A 21,261-nucleotide genomic window follows, 5' to 3' on the forward strand; every position below is an offset into this window, starting at 1 on the left:
AAAATATAAAAAGAGAGATCTGCCTCAAAACAGATCTCTCCTTTCAATTATTTCTCTAATGCAAACATCATTTCTGCTTCACAAACAAGCTCACCGTTTACAGTTGCAATGCCCTTTCCCTTGCCAATTGGCCCTTTAAAACGGATCATCTCTACCTCTAGTCTTAATTGATCACCAGGCTTAACCTGGCGCTTAAATCGGCATTTATCTATACCAGTAAAGAAAGCAAGTTTTCCACGATTTTCTTCTTTTTTTAACATCGCAACTCCACCTACTTGTGCAAGTGCCTCTACAATTAAAACACCCGGCATAACTGGATATTCCGGAAAATGTCCATTAAAAAAATCCTCATTGCCTGTTACATTTTTAATCCCTACCGCACTCTTTCCTTCTTCAACTTCTAAAATCCGATCAACTAGTAAAAATGGATAACGATGCGGTATAATCTCTTTTATTTGTTTAATATCTAACATTACAATAATCTCCTTTATTCATGATAGATTTTTTTAGGCTCTTTTCACAAACATATAACTAATTAAGTAAAGTATTACCTAAAGAAATATTGGCTACAGACTACGACACCTTTCATTTCTTTGAGGAAAGAGCTACAAACCCCATAAGATTCGCTGAACTGAATCCTTTATAGAATGTAGAAGCCGGCAGTTGGTTTTTTGCAAATGCCAAATTATTCGGAAACAGCCATTTTTAAAAGGTAAACTTAAAAAGGAAAGGAATCATCCTTTCCTACTTTTTTTTCACTAAATCAATTATATGGGTCCAGGTTGACTTTTTCAACGCATCCATCGGATTTCCATCACCAATCACCCCATAGCCAACAACAACACCCGCAAGTAAACTAGCAACCAAAGCTATGACAACAATTATTATTCTTAACCAAATAGGGATAAGGCGAATGCGAATTTTTCGCTTTTCCTTCATTGATGGCTTGTTTTTTAACTTTTCTTTTTTTAATTGTTCACGAGTTTTCGGACTTTCGTGGATTTCCTTTTCCATCATTGAAAAAACCCCTTTAAACTGAACCTCGTTAACGAATTCCGTTAACTAGACCCATCATCTGATCAGATAACGAAATTGCTTTAGATTGAAATTGATAGGATCGTTGAACATTAATCAAGTCTGTCATTTCTTTACTTAAATTAACATTTGAACCTTCTAGAGATCCTTGTTGAATCGAAACTTGATTTCTCAATGGTCCAACTAGTTCGGTTAGGATGTCATTAACCGTCGCCCCAGCATTTGCAGGTACTCCAAGTAAATTCTCGCCCATCTGTTCTAGAAACTGAGGCTTCTTAACGGAAACAATTCCAAGATTAAATTCCTGCTTTTGTCCATTCGTTAAGGTCACTTCAAACCTTCCGTCAGCTGAAAATGTATATTGACTACTATTCCCACTAATCGAAATCATTTGGTTATTTTCGTCTAAAACTGGATAGCCCTCACTATTAACTAGAAGCATCTCATTTTGATTTATCGGTGATAAATATAGTGCACCGTCACGAGTATAACGAATATTACCTTCTCCATTATTATCAACTAATACTTTCATATATTGACTCTCATTAGTAAAGGCAATATCTAAAGGTCTACCCGTTTGTTTTAAGCTTCCCTGTTTTGTCACCATTTGTGACTGTGCAAGCTTAGCCCCGACACCTACACGTATTTCATTAGGAGTTAATCTCCCTATTTCCTCATTCTTATTCGGTTGATTATTAAATGATTGAGCTAAAAGGTCGGTAAATGTAGCTTCTCTTTTTTTGAAGCCATTTGTATCAATATTAGCAAGATTATTACTAATGATGTCAAGTTGTTTTTGCAATTGGTTCATTGTATTCGATGCGACAATCATTGATCTATTCACAGTTATATTCCCTCACATTGCATTCTATTAGCCATTCACTCTTCCTATTTCATTTACCGTTTTCTCCATACTCCGGTCATATGCCTGTAATACCTTCTGATTGGCTTCAAACGACCGATAAGCAGAGAGCATTTCTGTCATTGTTTGTGATACATCAACATTCGATCTCTCTATATATCCTTGTTGAATACGGAATTGATTATCTACAGCGTTTGGAAGTTGTTCCTCGTTCTCTGTACGATATAATCCGTCGCCTTCTTTCATAAGGGCATCTGGATTATTGGTATATGCAATCCCTAATCTACCTACTTGGTTACCATTAGAAGTTATTACCCCGCTATTACTCACAGTAAATTGATCATCAGGTAATTGAATGGGTCTGTTCTGGTCATTTAATACATAAAGGCCACTAGCTGTAGTTAAAAAGCCATCTGAATCAATTGTAAAATTCCCATTACGTGTATATTTTACTTGTCCACTAGCATCCTGAACTTTAAAAAATGATGAGCTTGTATTCCCATTTAAATCTATAAGTGCTAAATCTGTTTTTAATTCCGTCTCTTTTAAATCACCTTGTAAAAACTTAGGAATCGTTTCCTGCATGTAAACCCCAGTATTTAATCCACCAATTGGTTGAAACTTAGATAGTGATAACGAGTTATTTACTGGTAAGCTTTTTGAATCAAGTCTCTGCAAAAGCATTTCAGGAAATGCTCGAATCATTGATTGATCACTCTTAAATCCGGGTGTATTTGCATTAGCCATATTATTAGTAAGTAAATCTGTTTTTCTTTGCTGTGTTATCATTCCTGATGCAGCAGTATAAAAACCCCTTAGCATATAAGTTACACCTCTTCATTCATCTACTGTATATTAAATGATTCTTCCTTTTGCAATTTTGTCCATGTTCTCAAGCATAATACCAGTACCAATTGCAACAGAATCCATAGGCTCTTCAGCTACTAATACAGGCACTTTTAACTCTTCTGAAAGTAATTGATCAATACCGTGTAGTAAGGCTCCACCACCAGTTAAAATGACACCACGATCAATAATATCAGCTGATAGCTCAGGAGGAGTCTTCTCTAATACATTTTTAGCTGCCTGAACAATTACAGATATAGATTCTCGTAGGGCTAACTCAACCTCTTTTGAATTAACAGTAATTGTTCTCGGAAGACCAGTTACCATATCACGACCGCGAATCTCCATCTCTTCATGTCTAGAACCAGGAAAGACAGTTCCAATATTTATCTTTATATTTTCCGCTGTGCGCTCACCGATTAAGAGCTTGTATTCCTTCTTAATATATTGAAGAATCTCATTATCAAATTTATCCCCTGCCATCTTAATAGATGCTGACGTAACAATATCCCCCATAGAGAGTACCGCAACATCTGTCGTACCACCACCGATGTCTACGACCATATTCCCGCTAGGCTGAAATATATCCATTCCTGCACCAATGGCTGCTACTTTTGGTTCCTCTTCCAAGTAAACCTTTTTACCGCCACTTTTTTCAGCAGCTTCTCTAATTGCCTTTTGTTCAACACTTGTGATATTCGTTGGGCAGCAAATAAGAATTCTTGGTTTTGATAAGAACCCCTTCACATTTAGCTTATTGATAAAATGTCTTAGCATGGTTTCGGTTACATCAAAATCTGCAATAACTCCATCTTTCAATGGACGAATGGCAACAATATTTCCTGGTGTTCTTCCGACCATCCTACGTGCTTCTTCTCCAACTGCCAAAACTTTATTAATATTTTTATCGATAGCTACTACTGATGGCTCATTTAATACAATTCCTTGCCCTTTTACGTGGATCAATACATTTGCCGTTCCTAAGTCAATTCCAATATCCTTTGCAAACATGAAATGAAGCTCCTTCCATCATCTTTCCTGCGATTTTTTTTTATTTATGTAAAGTTTTATATGTACAAAATTTTTTATTTCCCTAAGTTAATATTCTAGCATATTTTTGTCGATATTAGGAATGTATTGTCATAAATTTATGTTTAAAATTTGGAAAATTTTTATGAAACTTTTCCTTTATCAATAGGAAAATGCACCTATTCTATATTTTTTCGAAATAATTTTAAAACATTATTGATCATATAGATTATCTACTAGTTCTACAGAGTCCACTATATAAATTAAGAAGCAACCTTATTAGATTGCTTCCCCATTTATTAATTACTTTGTAATTCTTCCTTTTTATATTTTTGTTTCGTGGCTTCTCCACCACGAAGATGGCGAATTGATTTATGATAATCTAATATTTCTTTTACCTCATTAGCAAGTTCAGGATTTATTTCTGGTAATCGTTCAGTTAAATCTTTGTGGACAGTACTTTTGGACACGCCAAACTCCTTCGCAATGACGCGAACTGTTTTTCTCGTCTCCACGATATACTTTCCAATCTTGATAGTTCTCTCTTTGATGTAATCGTGCACACCGCTCGCCCTCCCTAAATTGGATGTGTGAGAAGTGCGAAATGAGACTCGCTCTTATAATGAATATGCTAGTTCCCGCGTGTGAGATTTGCAATTTCATAAATAAATTCTCAAAAGCGGCAGAAAGTTATTAATAACTTTCCATTTTACAATGACTAATCAAGTACGCAACTATATCTATAGGAAATGGGTTAACGATTCCTCACCTCAAACCTCTCTTTGTTTTTGTCAAGTTTGTAACATTTTATTAGCTTGGATAAAAATATATGCACAAAAACAATAATAAGGACAAGACTAATGTAAATATTTCTGAAAAATATAACAAAACCGTTTATATTATGTAGTTTTATTTCCAAATAAAAAAAGGGGTATCTCCCCTTTTTTTTTAGTTGTTATCCTTGTGAATCTTTGTTTTCTGTTTGATCCAATGCATCATTTTTCTTATTTTCGCCATCCAATGAATTGGATTGGCTTTCGTCGGCTTCTCCATTTACATTTTCATTATTTTGCTCTTCCTTCACATTTTCCTTCATGACTTCTTTAATGGAAGAAAGTGGTTCTCCAAAATAAGATACAGGATTTACCGGAACATTATCTTTTCTAATTTCGAAATGCAAGTGTGTCCCAGCCTCTTGGTTTAATTGGCTAGTATTGGAGGTAGCAATTACTTGACCTTGCTTTACTTTATCTCCAACACTTACTTTAATGTCTTTAACCGATTGATATTGAGTCACAACACCATCATCATGCTTAATTTCTATTACATTTCCTAATAAATCATCATTTTGTATATTAGAAACTGTACCACTTAATGCAGCTGCTACTTGGAATTCCTTTTTGTCCTTCATCGTAATATCAATACCACGATTTGGTTCATAAGTTGATCCATAAACTATCATTGCCGCCTCTTGCTTCTCTTCTGATGCATTTGCGTCATAGAATTCTTTTTCAATTTGGGCCTGCTTTTCATTTTTTACGGGCCACTTGAAGTTTTCTACAGATTTGTTTACTTCAACCGCAGGATTTTTATATCCATCTTTGCCTAGTTTATCCCCTTGATAGCCAAATTCATCCTTTGCTGATTGATTTCCTGCTGATTGGTACCAAAAGATTGCTGTAATGATTAATGCAGCACTTGCTAGATAAATAGCAGGATAAACCCAACGCTTTTTAAAAAAGTTTTTTGTACCTTTTTTTCGAGAAGTTAGTTTCTTTTCTTCCTCTCTCATTTTCATCACCTCAGCAACCATTTTGAACACAAATGAGCAAATATATACATTATTTCGAAAAAAAATTTAAAGTCTTTAGTATTCGACATAGTTATTAAAAATATGCATTTTTTATTAAAGGCTTTTTCATATAGTTTGTTGCTTTTGTATATGCCTACTGAGGGCTTTTAAACCTAATAAAGGATAGAAGGGTTGGTAGCTCTTATCTCAGTGAAATGCGGAGTTTAGCGTTCTTAGCAGATATTTACTAGTATACCTATTTTGCAATATTGTTTGAGGAAAGCCCTTAATAAAATGGTCATTTTGACAACAAAAAATAGCTTGTAGACTTTACAAGCTATTTTTCATTTCTATTATTTTTTCGCTGTTACTTTTTCTAGAAACGGTTTAGTAGAATCAATTTGAACACCTTGGTAGTAATGCTTTACAATTTCTTTATAGTTCTTCCCCTTTTCAGCCATTCCATTTGCTCCATATTGGCTCATTCCCACTCCATGTCCGTAACCCTTCGTTGTTATAATTATATTATCCCCTTTTCTAATCCATTGAAAATCAGATGATCGCAAATTTAACTTACTACGAACTTCTCTTCCAGTAAACTGCTTTCCCCCTATCATAACCGTGCTGACTCGTTTCCCTTTTGTTAATGATGTAATAGCCCCAATATCTGTTCCATTAAGTTTGACACCCAACTGACTTTCAAAATCAGTGACACTAATTGTTTTTTGGCTTTGAAATTTTGGTGAATTTTTATCCCAAGGGCTTTCTACACTTTTTAAATAAGGGATAGCACTAGACCAATACTCCTCAGAGTTTTCAGTAAATCCATTACTTGTAGAGAAAAATACGGCATCAATTGGCGTTCCGTTATATGTTAATATTTCACCAGATGTTGCTTTTACTGCATCTGTAATCTTTTTTAATCGCCAATTATATTCATCTCCCCATTGTTTTTTTAACTCAGTTTTATTTTTGAAGACTTGATCACTGATCGTGTCTGTAATATTAGCCCCTTCAGGAAGGTCACTATTCCCACCTAGTAACAGATGCCTAATAATAAACGTCCTTGCAGCTAAAGCTTGAGCCTTTAACGCTTCTTCTTCAAAGTCAGCATTCATCTCCGAGGCTACAACGCCTACAACATATTCTTCAAGAGGCAATGTTTCAACTTTTTGACTTTGATCGCGATATACTGACACCTCTATGGATGGTGTAACAATATTTGATTTTGGTTTTTTTACATTGTCATCAAGCTTTCCACTTGCTTTTCCGGAAGAGTAGGGAAGTACAAGTAGGGTTGGAATGGTGAAGGATACGACTAGAACTAGGACTGTAATAAGTATAATGAGTTTATATTGCTTCATGCTTGATGCCTCCTATATTTTTATACACTACATTCCATTCATATGGAGATGGACAAGCTTTTATGACAAGTAATTCTCGTACTTTCAGGGCTAAAACAAACACTTGCGGAAAACCATTTATTCTGTCTCGGTAGGAATAAGGATGAGCTATTTTTATTTTTCCTTAAGCATACAAACCATTACATCATATTCTGCTTTTTTGACCTAGATGGTATAAACAGTCTTTATACACTACAAACGAAACTATATCATTTAGTGGACAACAAAAAAGAGCAAAGATTATTTTGCACCATGCAAATAATCTTTGCTCCTTCAAGAGGCCAATAACCATTATGAAAATTTTCTATTGGTTTAAATCTGTTCTGAAAGAAATTGTTTCGAGTCATTTGAAATTTCTACTTCATCATTAACACGTTCAATATCTGCTCCTAGTGCAGCTAATTTATTATGGAAATTTAAATAACCTCGATCTAAATGTTTAAGTTCTGTCACTCTTGTATAACCTTCTGCCCTTAGGCCAGCAATAATTAGAGCTGCAGCAGCGCGTAAATCAGTAGCTGACACTTCTGCACCTTGAAGCTGACACGGACCATTGATTATTACAGAACGTCCTTCTATTTTAATATCAGAATTCATCCGACGAAACTCTTCAACATGCATAAATCTGTTTTCAAATACCGTTTCCGTTATCATTCCAGTACCCTCTGCAACGACTAGTAAAGACATCATCTGTGATTGCATATCCGTTGGAAATCCTGGATGTGGCATTGTTTTAATATCTACTGCTTTGAGCTTCTCTGGACCAATAACTCGTAAGCCTTGATCTTCTTCAATGATCACTACACCCATTTCCTCAAGCTTAGCAATCAATGATGTTAAGTGCTCAGGAACTGCTCCTTTTACAAGTACATTCCCTCCTGTAATAGCAGCAGCGATCATAAACGTACCTGCTTCGATTCGATCAGGGATAATCGTGTGATCAGCAGCATATAGTCGTTCTACACCTTCAATACGAATGGTACCAGTTCCTGCTCCCTTGACGACCGCACCCATTTTATTTAGATAATTTGCTAAATCTACGATTTCTGGTTCCTTTGCACAGTTTTCAAGAGTAGTTACTCCATTAGCTAAAGTTGCAGCCATCATAATATTTTGCGTAGCACCAACACTTGGGAAATCTAAATAAATCTTTGCCCCACGTAAACGCCCTTCTGATTCAGCCTCTATAAAACCATTTCCTACCTTAACTTTAGCACCCATAGCCTCAAAACCTTTAAGATGTAAATCAATCGGTCTTGATCCTATTGCACAACCACCAGGTAATGCTACACGAGCTCTTCCTGTTCTTGCTAATAATGGTCCCATAACAAGTACAGAAGCACGCATTTTACGTACATACTCAAATGGAGCCTCAATTAATAACTCTCTTGATGCATCTACAGTAATTTTATTTTCTTGAAACGTTACTTCGGCATTCAAATAGCGTAACACTTCACTAATTGTATATACATCGGAGAGTGATGGTACATCACGAATAACACTTATTCCTTCACTAGCTAACAATGATGCAGCGATAACAGGCAGTACAGCATTTTTTGCACCTTCAACTTGAACCGTACCGTTAAGCCTTTTTCCGCCGCGGACGATGATTTTTTCCAAAAGTATTCCCCTCCGCGTCCATTTTCTCTATATTAATATTCAATCGTTATGATAGGTGTGCCAATTACAATGCTCGTATTGGCGCCCAATCCTTTTTTTCTTAAGCCAATTTGCATATTCATCGAATGATTCCTAGTAGGAATTGATTGCTCTAATTTTGATGAATAGGCAGAAATAGAATAAAAATCTTTTTCCATCAATGCTTCTTCTTCTTTAGCTTTTAAGCTTGTCATTAAATTAGATAATTTTGAGGATAAAACCTTATCAATTTTATCACTGAATTCGCCTTTAATACAAGAGAAAACTACAGGTTTCTGTTTAAATAAAACTTCCATTTTTTCACTGATTCTTTTATTGATTTTTATCCCAATTTGATTATTCCAAACAGTTCCTTTAACCTCATATATTAAATACGATTGCGGTTGATTTTTTGTTGGGGTCGACAATATTTTTATTGTTTCGACATAATCCCTTTTTTTTGAAAAACCAATTGCTTTTAATTCATCATTTTCAGTACTTAACTTCCAATCATAAGCGGGATATTGTTTTTTTACTCTTTGAACCTGAGCTAACCACTCCTCATTAGAGGAAATATCAATGGTTTCTCTTGTATATAGAGACCATCCAGTTATCTTCCCTTTTTCATTTTTGATCGCTTCAGCCAATTTTTCTAAATCGGTAGTAACTGTAGCAGATACCATCTTATTCCCAATAATGACAAATACAAAACAAATAATAATTCCAATAACTAGAAAGTAAGTCATATTTTTTTTCATATTAAATTCCCCTCTCCTTAGTAAAAGTCTTTACCAGTAGAGAAGAGTACATACTTGGGAAAAGTCGTCATCTTTTGACAATGGTTATCAGCTCTTATTTATTAAACTCAGCTGAAAATGTTGGACATTTTAAGTCCCTCAAACGTTGCCATACAGCTATTTTTAGTATCACTATTTAGACGTTTTTCCACTGAAAAAGTAACACTAAAATGACAACATTAAATCAAATCATAATCAATATTTATTCATTTGAAAATAGGAAAGTTGGTCTATTTATTACAAATTAATGACGAAATCAAGAATAAGAGGAAGCTGCCTGGACCAAAGTAGATAGTCTAAAAAGAAATTACTAATTGAAGAACCTATTGCAATGGTGATGAAAATGTATAAGAGTCTAGCCTGCAATACACGATTAGGCTTTAATAGCTTTTCAAAATTTAATGCGCCTAATGCCCAAAATGTAAGGCATATAAAAAACAAATGTGAAATAATATTAGTTAATGCTTGTTGACCAAAGCTTACATCCATTACTTTTTTACATCCTTTCATTTTCAAAGCAATCTATTTTTTGTTCCTTTGAATGACTATAAAACATTGCAAGCAACAAGAAATAAATACTTTTTTAAAAACACCTTCTGACAGAAACTATCAGAAGGTGTTTTAAGCAATTTAGAAGCGATGTTCGTAAACATTAATCCGGTTGACTGCACGTCTTAATGCTAATTCTGCACGCACTTGATCAATATCTGCTTGGTTTGATTGAATGCGACTTTCTGCACGTGACTTAGCTTCTTTCGCACGTTCAATATCAATGCTTTCTTCCTTTTCAGCTGATTGAGCTAAAATGGTTACTTGCTCTGGACGTACTTCAAGAAACCCACCGCTTACTGCTACTAGCTCAGTGTTATTGCCGTTTTTTAGTCGTACAGCACCGATTTGAAGTGGTGCAACCATTGGAATATGTCCCGGCAAAATACCCAATTCACCACTTTGGGCTTTTGTACTTACCATTTCAACATTAGAATCATACACTGGGCCGTCTGGAGTGACAATACTGACTTTTAATGTCTTCATTTTTGATCCTCCTGGTCCCTTATTATACCTCTACGCCCATCTCTTTAGCTTGTTTGATAACATCTTCAATGGAACCAACAAGACGGAAAGCATCCTCTGGAAGATGGTCGTATTTACCTTCAAGTACTTCTTTGAATCCTTTAACTGTTTCTTTTACAGGTACATAAGACCCTTTTTGACCTGTAAATTGTTCAGCTACATGGAAGTTCTGGGATAAGAAGAACTGGATACGACGAGCACGAGCAACAATAAGTTTGTCATCATCACTTAACTCATCCATACCTAAAATAGCGATAATATCTTGTAATTCTCTATAGCGTTGTAATGTTTGTTGAACTTGACGAGCTACATTATAATGCTCTTCACCTACAATCTCAGGTGAAAGTGCACGGGATGTAGATGCAAGTGGATCTACCGCAGGGTAAATACCCATTTCAGAAAGTTTACGCTCTAAGTTTGTTGTTGCATCTAAGTGAGCAAATGTTGTTGCCGGAGCCGGATCTGTATAGTCATCGGCAGGAACGTAAATTGCCTGAATCGATGTAACTGAACCTACATTTGTAGATGTAATACGTTCTTGTAATTGACCCATTTCAGTTGCAAGTGTTGGTTGATAACCAACCGCAGAAGGCATACGTCCTAAAAGGGCAGATACCTCTGAACCTGCTTGCGTGAAACGGAAAATATTATCAATAAATAGAAGCACGTCTTGACCTTGTACATCACGGAAATATTCCGCCATTGTTAAGCCAGTTAAAGCAACACGCATACGTGCACCTGGTGGCTCATTCATTTGACCAAAGACCATTGCTGTTTTCTTAATAACACCAGAATCTGTCATTTCCCAGTAAAGGTCATTCCCCTCACGAGTACGCTCTCCTACACCAGCGAATACAGAAATACCACCATGTTCTTGGGCAATATTATTAATTAACTCTTGAATTAATACAGTCTTACCTACACCGGCACCACCAAAGAGACCAATCTTACCACCTTTAATATATGGAGCAAGTAAGTCAACTACTTTAATACCTGTTTCGAGAATTTCAACTTCTGTTGAAAGCTGTTCAAAACTTGGTGCTGTACGATGAATCGGATCACGACGTGCATCTGCAGGAACTTCACCATTTAAGTCAATTGCTTCACCTAATACGTTGAATACACGACCAAGAGTTACGTCACCTACTGGAACAGAAATTGGTGCACCACTGTCAAGTACATCCATTCCACGTTGGACACCGTCTGTCGAATCCATAGCAATCGTACGTACAGAATCATCACCTAAGTGAAGTGCAACTTCTAAAGTTAAATCAATATCAACCTCAGTTGCAGTTTGGGCTTTATATTGAATTTTTAACGCATTATAAATATCTGGAAGTTGACCGTTATCAAACTTGACGTCAACAACCGGACCCATTACTTGAAGAACGCGTCCAGTGTTCATCATTTTCCCTCCTATCTTGCATTAGAGAAAGCTTTAGTAAAAGCCTCTTTTAAACAATCATTTTTCAGTCTATTCAAGTGCAGCTGCTCCACCAACAATCTCAGTTATTTCTTGTGTGATGGCTGCTTGACGTGCACGGTTATAAGAAAGTGTTAATGAATCAATTAATTCCTTTGCATTATCAGTTGCATTTTTCATTGCAGTCATACGAGCTGCATGCTCACTTGCCTTTCCGTCTAACAATGCTCCGTATATAAGACTCTCTGCATACTGAGGAAGTAAAGTCTCAAGAATTTCTTCAGCAGATGGTTCGAACTCATACGAAATCAACTTATTAGATGATGCAATATCAGTAAGTGGCAATAGCTTCTTCTCTGTGACTTCTTGACTGATTGCATTTACGAAATGGTTGTAATACATGTAAAGTTCATCATACGTACCATCTGCAAACATGCTAACTGTTTTATTTGTTATTTTTACAATATCTGCAAATGATGGATGATCAGGAAGACCAATTACATCTAGTACTACGTTCATATCACGATTTCTGAAATAATCAGTACCTACACGTCCAATTGCTACAATGACATATTCATCCTTAGAACGATGTCTTTCGAGAATTTTATTATGAACTAACTTCAATACACTACTGTTATACGCTCCTGCCAAACCACGATCGGAGGTAATTACCAAATAACAAGTCTTTTTGACAGGACGAGTTAGGAGCATAGGATGCGTTGCATCTTTACTTCCAAGAGCAATACTTGCAACTACCTCTTGGATTTTTTCCATATATGGAACGAAAGATTTTGCATTCATTTCAGCTCTATTTAAAGCAGATGCAGATACCATTTGCATTGCCTTTGTTATTTGGCTAGTTTTTTTCGTCGAATTAATACGAGATTTTAAATCACGTAAGGATGCCACTAAATCTCACCACCCTTGTTTTAAGTAGGCCTTCACGATTAAGGATTTCATCCTAATTAACAGCGAAGGCTAAAAGGTTACATCTATTTTCAAACAGTATTATTCAGATTTAGAAAAAGTCTTTTTAAATTCATTAATCGCCGAAGCCATATCTTCATCAGCAGGTAATCCACCTGTAGTACGAATTTGACTTAATAATTCTGCACGGTTTGCATCTAACCAAGTGTAGAATTCTAACTCAAAACGAACAATATCTTGAACAGGAATGTCATCTAAGAAGCCTTTAGTTAATGCATAAAGAATCATTACCTGTTTTTCTACTTTAATTGGTTTATTTAAATCTTGTTTCAATACTTCAACTGTACGTTGTCCACGAGCTAATTTAGCTTGTGTAGCTGCATCTAAATCCGAACCGAACTGTGCAAAGGATTCAAGTTCACGGAATGAAGCAAGGTCTAGACGTAGTGTACCAGATACCTTTTTCATTGCCTTAATTTGCGCTGATCCTCCTACACGAGATACAGATAGACCCGCATTGATCGCAGGACGTACACCTGAGAAGAATAAGTCTGATTGTAAGAAGATTTGACCATCTGTAATTGAAATAACGTTTGTCGGAATATATGCAGAGATATCCCCTGCTTGTGTTTCAACAAATGGTAGAGCAGTAATTGAACCTCCACCTAATTCATCATTCAGCTTAGCAGCACGCTCTAATAAACGTGAATGCAAGTAGAATACATCCCCTGGATATGCCTCACGACCTGGAGGACGACGTAATAACAAGGAAAGTTCACGATAAGCAGCAGCTTGCTTTGAAAGATCATCATAAATAATTAAAACATGCTTGCCGTTGTACATGAATTCTTCTCCCATTGTTACCCCAGTATAAGGAGCTAAGTATAGCAATGGAGATGGTTGTGACGCCGAAGCTGTTACAACAATTGTATAATCTAATGCACCATGCTTACGAAGAGTTTCTACAGTACTACGAACTGTAGATTCTTTTTGACCAATCGCTACATAGATACAAATCATATCTTGATCGCGTTGGTTAATAATTGCATCAATTGCAACTGTTGTTTTACCAGTTTGACGGTCACCAATGATTAATTCACGTTGACCGCGTCCAATTGGAACAAGTGCGTCAATCGCTTTAATACCTGTTTGTAATGGTTCATGTACAGATTTACGAGCCATTACTCCCGGAGCTTTCTTTTCAATCGGACGTGTTTTTGAAGTGTTTATTGGCCCCAATCCATCAACAGGTTGCCCTAATGAGTTAACTACACGGCCAATTAATTCTTCACCAACAGGTACTTCCATAATTCTACCTGTACGACGAACTTCGTCACCTTCACGAATATCAGTATATGGTCCTAAAATAATGATACCTACATTGTTCTCTTCCAAGTTTTGAGCAAGGCCCATAACTCCGTTTGAAAACTCTACAAGCTCACCAGACATAGCATTGTCGAGACCATGAGCACGAGCGATACCGTCACCGATCGAAATAACAGTACCAACATCGCTAACCTTCATTTCAGACTGATAGTTTTCAATTTGCTTTTTTATCAGCGCGCTGATTTCTTCAGCTTTAATGCTCATGAATTTCACCCCTCATGTTAAAATTTAATAACGACTATTTTCGCATAGATATTACTTTAATAGATTTGATTTCAAGCTCTTAACTACATACCAGAGTATGGAAAGCGATTACCCATTCAAACCTTTATCTTGTACAGGAATAAAGGTTTAAAAAGAGCTTAACTTATTAAACTACGTTCTAGACGGTCTAATTTACCACGTAGACTACCGTCAAATATTTTATTACCAATACGAATTTTCACTCCACCAAGTAATTCCGTATCGATGATATTTTCAATATTTAATGAAACTCTACCAACTTTTTGTGCAAAAACAGATGATATTGCAGCACTTTCACTAGCCGTTAACGGTCTAATTGAATATACAGTTGCCTCTGCAATCCCACGATTGCTATTAGCAAGTTCAATAAACTCATCTGCAACACTAGTTATTTCGTCCACACGATGTCGGTCAGACAATAACATTAGTGTATTTACAACCAGCGGTGAAGTAGATTGAAAAATCTCTTTAATAACCTGTTTCTTTTTATCTGAAGAAAGCTTAGGTAATTTTAAAAGATTAATCAATTCTGGGTTATCCTTAATTGACTTCTTTATTTCACGAAGTTCTCCTTGGATAAGTTCTAAAAGATTTTGCTCATTTGCAAGCTCAAAAAGCGCGGTAGCATAACGTTTTGCAACTGCGTTGTTACTCATCGTTTTTCTCCTGCCTCTTGAATATAGTCATTAATAAGCTTTTCTTGATCGTCAACAGTAATTTCCTTTTCAATCACTTTAGAAGCAATTAGAACAGAAAGGGATGCCACTTGTTCACGTAATGCGGAAACTGCTTGTTCCTTTTGTTGTTCGATTTCAATTTTCGCACTTTCTTTTAAGCGATTGGCTTCAGCTCTTGCTGTATTTATAATTTCTTCACGTTGAAGATCACCTTGTTTTTTAGCATTTTCAATTAATCCTTGTGCTTCATGGCGAGCTTCTTTTAGTAATTCACGTTGTTCATCTAGTAATTTGCTTGCTTCAGCACGACTTTTTTCTGCTGTCTCAATTTCATTTGCAACATGTTCTTCACGTTGCTTCATGATTCCCATTAATGGGCCCCAAGCAAATATCTTTAATAAGATTAACAGTATGATAAACATGACCAGCTGGAACACAATATCTCCCGTATTTAAAAACGGATGATCAGCTGATCCAAGTACTAAACTACTTGTTGTCACCGTTATTCACTCCCTTCAAAGAGTCAATACCTATCCAGTTTAAATGGATAAGCTTTCTATAGAAACATGCATATTATTCGTATTTATTCTCGTATATCTGCTATACTTGTTACCCTAAGTACAGTAGAATATCATTCGGTAGTCTAACATAAAGCAATGGCGAAGGTTCTATCAGAATGATCTTCGCCATTTAGGAATGTTAAAACTATTTATTAACAACCATGAACGCGATTACCGCTGCGATAATCGGAAGGGCTTCAACTAATGCAACCCCGATAAACATAGTTGTTTGAAGCATACCACGTGCTTCAGGTTGACGAGCAATCCCCTCAACTGTACGAGATACAATAAGACCGTTACCAATACCTGCACCTAGTGCACCTAAACCGATAGCAATTGCTGCTGCGATTACACCCAAACTCATTATAAAGTTCCTCCTTTAATTGTATAAAAAGTTTTTATAAGATAATGAATTACGAAAAAAAAATATATTAATGGTCGTGACTCACTTTGTGGGCCATATAAACCATCGTTAACATTGTGAAAATAAATGCTTGAATTGAACCGATAAAGATTGAAAAGCCTTGCCATGCAAGTGTTGGAATAATAGCGGCAATTGTTCCACCTACTCCAGTTGCAAGTCCACCTGCTAGAAGTGATAATAAAATCTCACCTGCATAGATGTTTCCGTAAAGACGGAGACCTAATGTTAATGTGTTTGAAAATTCCTCAATAATTTTGAAAGGAATCATAAACGCAAATGGTTCTTTAAAACCTTTTAAATACCCACCAAATCCTTTTTGCCTAACACCATAAAAATGAGTTAATCCAACAATCATTATGGCTAGCGTTAAAGCAACAGTTGGATCTGCAGTTGGTGATTTCCACCAAAGCTCCCCATTTATCACAACTGAAAATGGAAGACCTAGCATATTGGAAACAAAGATATACATAATAACTGTAATACCTAACACGTGAAAAGCTCCACCTGTTTTCCAATCCATGTTACTCTTAATAATGCCTTTAACAAAATCCATAATCCATTCAAAGAAGTTTTGCATACCTGTTGGCTTCATTGCTAACTTCCTTGTTGAGATCAGCGCAATAATAAATACAATTAATGAGGCAACTGTAATCATTAAAACGTTTGCTAAGTTAAAAGTAAGCCCCATAAATTCCCATAACGGCGCTTCATGTTCCAATCAAATTCACCTCACTTCCTGCTATTTATGTGATTGTATAATATGATGAATAATAAAATCTATCATAATGACGACATATGAAGTCATTAATCCCAAAATAACACATAAGAAATTAAAATGATCTGGATAACGAGTGGCTACCATGACCGCAAGGACCGCTGCCACCATTCTTGTCACAGTTCCAAAAGACCGAAATTTACCTCCAGTCTCTACGGCTTCACCAAATCTCTTAGTTCGCCTAACCATAAGCCAATGATTATAAAGGCTAATAGTCGTGCCAAAAAACAAACCTAAAAATACAGATTGATATTGGGTAAATCCCCAACCTAAGATATATAGGGATAAAAGATAAAGCATGTATTTACGATGCCTATTAAACATTAGTTGGAGTTCCGGCATATCTTTCTAATCTCTCCCGAAAAGAAATGTCAGACTGAATGAAGCAGGCTTAACATAAAGCATGTTAGCCAGGAGTAGTCCGATGAAAATAGTGGTTCAGCATTAAAGAGGATCAACTCAACTATAGCCAAGGTCTCCAAAAATCCCGTAAAAGTAAGAATGGTAGACTTCAATCGACCATATAGGAAAAAGCTAATCTTCTAACTCTTATCACACTTACAATTTTCCATTTGATTTCTCGTAGAGTTGCCTTGTTTAAAGATGAGTATACAAGCGTCTTTTATTGTCGAAAAAACACTGTAAACCCTATCATTTAACACCCTCTGTTAGCATACAATAGGGTATTACCAATGTCAATTGGTTTCTATGAAAAACCGCATGTACTCTAGGGTCTATTCAAAATTTGTCACAAAATCATCAAATTTTGAAATAGTTAGTTTTTCAATTAATAAAAGGATCACTGTATGTCCTTATTAATACTCTTATATTTTAGTTGTTCTTCCACGGCTTTTCCATATTTATTTTTTTCCATCCAAGTCTGTCTTAAATTTTAATGTTTGAGATATTTTATCCTCAAAACCATTTTTTCGCGCAAAAGCCACAACAACCAATTGCCGAACTCCTTCTTGATTCGGTATAGTTAATTGATTCTCTTTTATTCCCGGACTAATGTTATTTCCAACATCTAAATAACCCTTAAAATCCAACGTTTTAGGATCAAAAAGTGCCATACCAAATTCGTCTGCTCCCATGGGTAGGTATACTTCGTAACGATAAGTATTGGGTCGATCTCCTTGTACAATCGTCAAGCCCATCAGCCTTGGATACGATGGTTCTTCTTTAATAAAAATATAAGGTATCTTAATTTCTTCATTGGCTTCTAATAATGAAAGTTCCCCTTCCATAATTTCATTCCTATTTTCAAACTCTCTTTTAATAAATGCATTAATCGATATTTTTTTCTTTTCCCCTGGCTTTAGCTCAAATGATAATGGAAGCTTCCAATCTACATAAAGATTATTTGGAGGAATCTGAAATCGGTATTGCTTCGTTGTTTGACTCATATTTTGTACAACAACTTCCTTACGGCGTTCATCAAATTGATTCGTTAATAATCCGAATGATAGGCTGCCAGGGATTACGAGTGTATCCGTATGAATTGCTTTATCAATATTTACCCTTCCTGCTCCTTGCTCGAATACTTTATATCGTGCTCCTCCATTATTGTATAGGGGTGTGGCCGTATTCATCAATGCCGCCTTAATTTCCGTTGGTGTCCATTTTGGATGTGCTTGTTTAATTAAAGCAGCTGCTCCTGCAATATAAGGGGCAGCCATACTTGTTCCTTGAAGTGCCAAGTATCGGTTATTAGGGACCGTGCTCTTAATGGACACCCCTGGAGCAATAATATCCGGCTTAATCGACCAATTTGAAGTAACTGGACCACGCGAACTAAAATCAGCTAATAGATCCTTTTCCTCTTTATAAATTGTTTTGGCAAGAATTTTGTTTTTGTTTACTTGCTTAATTAAACTTTCACCATCCTTTTTTGAAATAGCACCAACAGGTATGGAGAGGCTTCCTTCAATTTTACCCATGAAATTGCCTTTTGTATTATTGTAAATAAGCACCCCAACTGCTCCTGCCTTTTCAGCATTTTTAGCTTTCTCCGTAAATGTCATTCCACCACGTTGTATTAATGCAATCTTTCCTTGCAGTTGTTTCATTTCCTCTTTATTTCCTAGACCAACTTCTTCAATTAGATATGACCTATCAAGGCTCCACATTTTACTTCCTACTAAAGAAGTAATTTTTATAGGTTTATTAGAACGAATCGTTGTTAGAAAGGGAATTCTCAATGTTGGCGTTGATGCACCCACGGATATTGCCTTAGAGGAAGTTCCAGGAGTGCCAACCGTCCACAAATGAGGACCAGAATTACCATTAGAAGTTACAGCAACAATCCCCTCTTCAACAACCTTATCAAGTGCTAAGCTAATAGGTAAATCAGGTCCATTAACATTTGAACCCAATGAAAGATTAATAATATCCATCTTGTCCTTAACCGCTCGTTCTATGGCTGAAAGTACTTGCTCAGTTGTTCCGCTTCCCCCTGCCCCCAATGCTCTATATGCAAATATTTTTGCTTCAGGTGCCACACCCTTCATTTGACCATTTGCAGCAATAATTCCTGCCACATGTGTCCCATGAATAGTAGGTTTCCCTTGGTGATCTAATGTTTCCATCGGATTATTGTCATTATCGACTAAATCAAATCCACCACCATAATTCGCTTTTAAATCTGGATGGGTATAATCAATTCCTGTATCGATCACACCGATCCTGATTCCCTTACCCGTTAAACGATGTCCTTTTGAATCTGTATAAGATGCCGCATTTTTCGCTCCAATGATTTCTAAAGGGGAGCTAACCTCAGCATCTACAGTGTAAATGGAGTTTTCAAACATAGAATATCTTGGTTGATACATGCGTGCTAATTGGAGTAATTCTTTTCTTTTCCCACTGACTGAAAAACCCTCAAAAGTTTGTGTAAATATCATTCTTAAACTTGATGAAGGGTATTGATTAAGAACTGTCTTTATTTCTGAAATATTAGGTGGACCCTTTGTAGCAAAAATCATAATAGCTTTCTCTTCAGGTGAAGGAGAAGGGAGGGAAGGAAAGACCCATTTTTGGGCAAAACCCTTTTGCGGAATCAAACAAAGTAAAACGATAGTAAGCAGAAATAAACGTCGCAACAAAAAAAATTCCCCCTAATCTTTTTCCATTATCATCTCTCACCCTGAAAGTGATATACACGAAACTAGATTATAAAAGAAAAAAAAGACGGATTACTCCGTCTTTTACAGTGGCTTAAATGATTCGGGTTTATTTTCCCTTTGATGAAAATGATATTGAATAGCCTCAACAATTCTTTTAGAAGCTTGTCCATCCCCATATGGATTGGTTGCTTTAGACATTTTCTCATATGCCACAGGGTCTGTTAGTAATTCCGTAGCTAATTGGTAAATAGTTTCCTCATTTACCCCTGCTAATTTTAACGTTCCTGCTTCAATGCCTTCAGGACGCTCAGTTGTATCGCGTAGAACAAGAACTGGAACACCCAATGATGGTGCTTCCTCTTGAACTCCCCCTGAATCCGTTAATATTAAATGTGCACGTTCAGCAAAATTGTGAAAATCTATAACATCCAAAGGTTCGATTAAATGAATTCTCGGATCATTGCCCAAGATATCTGATGCTACTTCCCGTACAACAGGATTTAAATGTACCGGGTAGACCACTTGAATATTCGAATTTTCTTCTACTAACCGCTTAACTGCACGAAACATATTTCGCATTGGTTCTCCATGATTTTCTCTTCGATGGGCTGTTAGTAGAATTAATCGGTCTTCTCCAAGCTTTTCAAGTACATCATGAGTATAATCTTTTTTGATGGTAGTTTTTAACGCATCAATTGCCGTATTTCCCGTAATATAAATGCTTTCGGATTTTTTATTCTCATCTAGTAAATTATTCGCTGCTTTATCAGTTGGAGCAAAGTGTATATCAGCTATTACACCAGTTAATTGACGATTTAACTCCTCAGGGAATGGGGAATATTTATTCCATGTTCTTAATCCTGCTTCTACATGTCCAACAACAATCTGATTATAATAGGCTGAGAGACTTGCAACAAAAGTAGTTGTTGTATCCCCATGTACAAGAACAATATCAGGCTTTGCCTCTTTCATGACACGATCAAGGCCCTCCAAAGCCTTTATTGTTATATCCTTTAAGGTTTGACGGTCTTTCATTATATTTAAATCGTAGTTTGGTTTAATATTAAATATATCCAATACTTGATCTAACATTTGTCGATGCTGCGCAGTGACAGTTACGATCGATTCAATGGAATCTGGATGCTTTTGTAATTCTAATACAAGAGGTGCCATTTTGATCGCTTCCGGCCTTGTGCCAAATATGGTCATTACTTTAATTGGTTTTGTCATGTCATTTTCTCCTTT

22 protein-coding genes are annotated in these 21,261 nt (G+C 36.1%); all 22 read right to left on the minus strand.

Annotated features, from left to right (window positions below):
• Positions 1 to 47: 47 nt before the first annotated feature.
• The 22 genes from fabZ to wecB all read right to left on the minus strand — a co-directional run bounded on the left by fabZ (position 48) and on the right by wecB (position 21,246).
• A complete protein-coding gene (gene fabZ, locus I5818_RS24370) occupies positions 48 to 473 on the minus strand; it encodes a 3-hydroxyacyl-ACP dehydratase FabZ (RefSeq protein WP_058005287.1) in 426 nt (141 codons plus the stop codon).
• A 271-nt stretch (positions 474 to 744) separates the two neighbouring features.
• Positions 745 to 1,017, minus strand: coding sequence for a DNA-directed RNA polymerase subunit beta (locus I5818_RS24375; protein ID WP_058005286.1), 273 nt, complete (start codon positions 1,015 to 1,017; stop codon positions 745 to 747).
• Between the two features lie 28 nt (positions 1,018 to 1,045).
• Positions 1,046 to 1,879 carry a flagellar hook-basal body protein gene (locus I5818_RS24380; protein ID WP_078109323.1) on the minus strand — a complete coding sequence of 278 codons (834 nt, stop codon included), beginning with the start codon at positions 1,877 to 1,879 and terminating at the stop codon, positions 1,046 to 1,048.
• A gap of 27 nt (positions 1,880 to 1,906) precedes the next feature.
• A complete protein-coding gene (locus tag I5818_RS24385) occupies positions 1,907 to 2,719 on the minus strand; it encodes a flagellar hook-basal body protein (RefSeq protein WP_058005284.1) in 813 nt (270 codons plus the stop codon).
• A 33-nt stretch (positions 2,720 to 2,752) separates the two neighbouring features.
• Positions 2,753 to 3,754, minus strand: a complete 1,002-nt coding sequence (gene mreB, locus I5818_RS24390) for a rod shape-determining protein (protein ID WP_058005283.1) — start codon at positions 3,752 to 3,754, stop codon at positions 2,753 to 2,755.
• Between the two features lie 317 nt (positions 3,755 to 4,071).
• Positions 4,072 to 4,335 carry a sporulation transcriptional regulator SpoIIID gene (gene spoIIID, locus I5818_RS24395; protein WP_058005282.1) on the minus strand — a complete coding sequence of 88 codons (264 nt, stop codon included), beginning with the start codon at positions 4,333 to 4,335 and terminating at the stop codon, positions 4,072 to 4,074.
• 392 nt (positions 4,336 to 4,727) lie between these two features.
• Entirely contained in the window at positions 4,728 to 5,564 is an 837-nt protein-coding gene (locus I5818_RS24400) for a stage II sporulation protein SpoIIQ (RefSeq protein WP_078111234.1), read from the minus strand.
• Positions 5,565 to 5,917: 353 nt separating this feature from the next.
• Positions 5,918 to 6,928 (minus strand): stage II sporulation protein D, encoded by a 1,011-nt coding sequence (gene spoIID, locus I5818_RS24405; RefSeq protein WP_058005281.1) that lies wholly within the window; start codon positions 6,926 to 6,928, stop codon positions 5,918 to 5,920.
• 351 nt (positions 6,929 to 7,279) lie between these two features.
• Complete coding sequence (gene murA / locus I5818_RS24410) at positions 7,280 to 8,587, minus strand: UDP-N-acetylglucosamine 1-carboxyvinyltransferase (protein WP_071977539.1); 1,308 nt, start codon at positions 8,585 to 8,587, stop codon at positions 7,280 to 7,282.
• A gap of 32 nt (positions 8,588 to 8,619) precedes the next feature.
• The gene (locus I5818_RS24415; RefSeq protein WP_078110940.1) at positions 8,620 to 9,363 is read right to left on the minus strand and encodes a YwmB family TATA-box binding protein; all 744 of its coding nucleotides are present in this window, start codon (positions 9,361 to 9,363) and stop codon (positions 8,620 to 8,622) included.
• A gap of 276 nt (positions 9,364 to 9,639) precedes the next feature.
• Positions 9,640 to 9,891, minus strand: coding sequence for a DUF1146 family protein (locus tag I5818_RS24420; protein WP_071977538.1), 252 nt, complete (start codon positions 9,889 to 9,891; stop codon positions 9,640 to 9,642).
• A 141-nt stretch (positions 9,892 to 10,032) separates the two neighbouring features.
• A complete protein-coding gene (locus I5818_RS24425; protein WP_058005277.1) occupies positions 10,033 to 10,437 on the minus strand; it encodes a F0F1 ATP synthase subunit epsilon in 405 nt (134 codons plus the stop codon).
• 22 nt (positions 10,438 to 10,459) lie between these two features.
• A complete protein-coding gene (gene atpD, locus I5818_RS24430) occupies positions 10,460 to 11,881 on the minus strand; it encodes a F0F1 ATP synthase subunit beta (RefSeq protein WP_058005276.1) in 1,422 nt (473 codons plus the stop codon).
• A 69-nt stretch (positions 11,882 to 11,950) separates the two neighbouring features.
• Positions 11,951 to 12,808, minus strand: a complete 858-nt coding sequence (locus I5818_RS24435) for a F0F1 ATP synthase subunit gamma (RefSeq protein ID WP_058005275.1) — start codon at positions 12,806 to 12,808, stop codon at positions 11,951 to 11,953.
• Positions 12,809 to 12,907: 99 nt separating this feature from the next.
• Entirely contained in the window at positions 12,908 to 14,416 is a 1,509-nt protein-coding gene (gene atpA / locus I5818_RS24440) for a F0F1 ATP synthase subunit alpha (RefSeq protein ID WP_058005274.1), read from the minus strand.
• Positions 14,417 to 14,574: 158 nt separating this feature from the next.
• Entirely contained in the window at positions 14,575 to 15,111 is a 537-nt protein-coding gene (locus I5818_RS24445) for a F0F1 ATP synthase subunit delta (RefSeq protein WP_058005273.1), read from the minus strand.
• Positions 15,108 to 15,632: a F0F1 ATP synthase subunit B gene (gene atpF / locus I5818_RS24450; protein WP_058005272.1), complete on the minus strand. Its 525-nt coding sequence runs from the start codon at positions 15,630 to 15,632 to the stop codon at positions 15,108 to 15,110. The genes I5818_RS24445 and atpF overlap by 4 nt, the downstream gene beginning before the upstream one ends.
• Positions 15,633 to 15,837: 205 nt before the next feature.
• Complete coding sequence (gene atpE, locus I5818_RS24455; protein ID WP_058005271.1) at positions 15,838 to 16,056, minus strand: F0F1 ATP synthase subunit C; 219 nt, start codon at positions 16,054 to 16,056, stop codon at positions 15,838 to 15,840.
• A gap of 67 nt (positions 16,057 to 16,123) precedes the next feature.
• Positions 16,124 to 16,834: a F0F1 ATP synthase subunit A gene (gene atpB, locus I5818_RS24460; RefSeq protein WP_058005270.1), complete on the minus strand. Its 711-nt coding sequence runs from the start codon at positions 16,832 to 16,834 to the stop codon at positions 16,124 to 16,126.
• Between the two features lie 21 nt (positions 16,835 to 16,855).
• Complete coding sequence (locus tag I5818_RS24465) at positions 16,856 to 17,233, minus strand: ATP synthase subunit I (RefSeq protein WP_058005269.1); 378 nt, start codon at positions 17,231 to 17,233, stop codon at positions 16,856 to 16,858.
• Positions 17,234 to 17,751: 518 nt separating this feature from the next.
• Positions 17,752 to 19,995 (minus strand): S8 family serine peptidase, encoded by a 2,244-nt coding sequence (locus tag I5818_RS24470; RefSeq protein WP_078110120.1) that lies wholly within the window; start codon positions 19,993 to 19,995, stop codon positions 17,752 to 17,754.
• Between the two features lie 102 nt (positions 19,996 to 20,097).
• Positions 20,098 to 21,246: a non-hydrolyzing UDP-N-acetylglucosamine 2-epimerase gene (gene wecB, locus I5818_RS24475; RefSeq protein WP_058005267.1), complete on the minus strand. Its 1,149-nt coding sequence runs from the start codon at positions 21,244 to 21,246 to the stop codon at positions 20,098 to 20,100.
• Positions 21,247 to 21,261 lie beyond the last annotated feature (15 nt).

This window comes from Heyndrickxia oleronia (assembly GCF_017809215.1).
Taxonomy (GTDB): Bacteria; Bacillota; Bacilli; order Bacillales; family Bacillaceae_C; genus Heyndrickxia; species Heyndrickxia oleronia.

Bases quoted from the DNA above. Each gene is read 5' to 3' on its own strand.
- fabZ (WP_058005287.1), bottom strand. From the start codon at position 473: ATGTTAGATATTAAACAAATAAAAGAGATTATACCGCATCGTTATCCA.
- I5818_RS24375 (WP_058005286.1), bottom strand. From the start codon at position 1,017: ATGATGGAAAAGGAAATCCACGAAAGTCCGAAAACTCGTGAACAATTA.
- I5818_RS24385 (WP_058005284.1), bottom strand. From the start codon at position 2,719: ATGCTAAGGGGTTTTTATACTGCTGCATCAGGAATGATAACACAGCAA.
- mreB (WP_058005283.1), bottom strand. From the start codon at position 3,754: ATGTTTGCAAAGGATATTGGAATTGACTTAGGAACGGCAAATGTATTG.
- I5818_RS24400 (WP_078111234.1), bottom strand. From the start codon at position 5,564: ATGAGAGAGGAAGAAAAGAAACTAACTTCTCGAAAAAAAGGTACAAAA.
- spoIID (WP_058005281.1), bottom strand. From the start codon at position 6,928: ATGAAGCAATATAAACTCATTATACTTATTACAGTCCTAGTTCTAGTC.
- I5818_RS24415 (WP_078110940.1), bottom strand. From the start codon at position 9,363: ATGAAAAAAAATATGACTTACTTTCTAGTTATTGGAATTATTATTTGT.
- I5818_RS24420 (WP_071977538.1), bottom strand. From the start codon at position 9,891: ATGGATGTAAGCTTTGGTCAACAAGCATTAACTAATATTATTTCACAT.
- I5818_RS24425 (WP_058005277.1), bottom strand. From the start codon at position 10,437: ATGAAGACATTAAAAGTCAGTATTGTCACTCCAGACGGCCCAGTGTAT.
- atpD (WP_058005276.1), bottom strand. From the start codon at position 11,881: ATGAACACTGGACGCGTTCTTCAAGTAATGGGTCCGGTTGTTGACGTC.
- atpA (WP_058005274.1), bottom strand. From the start codon at position 14,416: ATGAGCATTAAAGCTGAAGAAATCAGCGCGCTGATAAAAAAGCAAATT.
- I5818_RS24445 (WP_058005273.1), bottom strand. From the start codon at position 15,111: ATGAGTAACAACGCAGTTGCAAAACGTTATGCTACCGCGCTTTTTGAG.
- atpE (WP_058005271.1), bottom strand. From the start codon at position 16,056: ATGAGTTTGGGTGTAATCGCAGCAGCAATTGCTATCGGTTTAGGTGCA.
- I5818_RS24465 (WP_058005269.1), bottom strand. From the start codon at position 17,233: ATGCCGGAACTCCAACTAATGTTTAATAGGCATCGTAAATACATGCTT.
- wecB (WP_058005267.1), bottom strand. From the start codon at position 21,246: ATGACAAAACCAATTAAAGTAATGACCATATTTGGCACAAGGCCGGAA.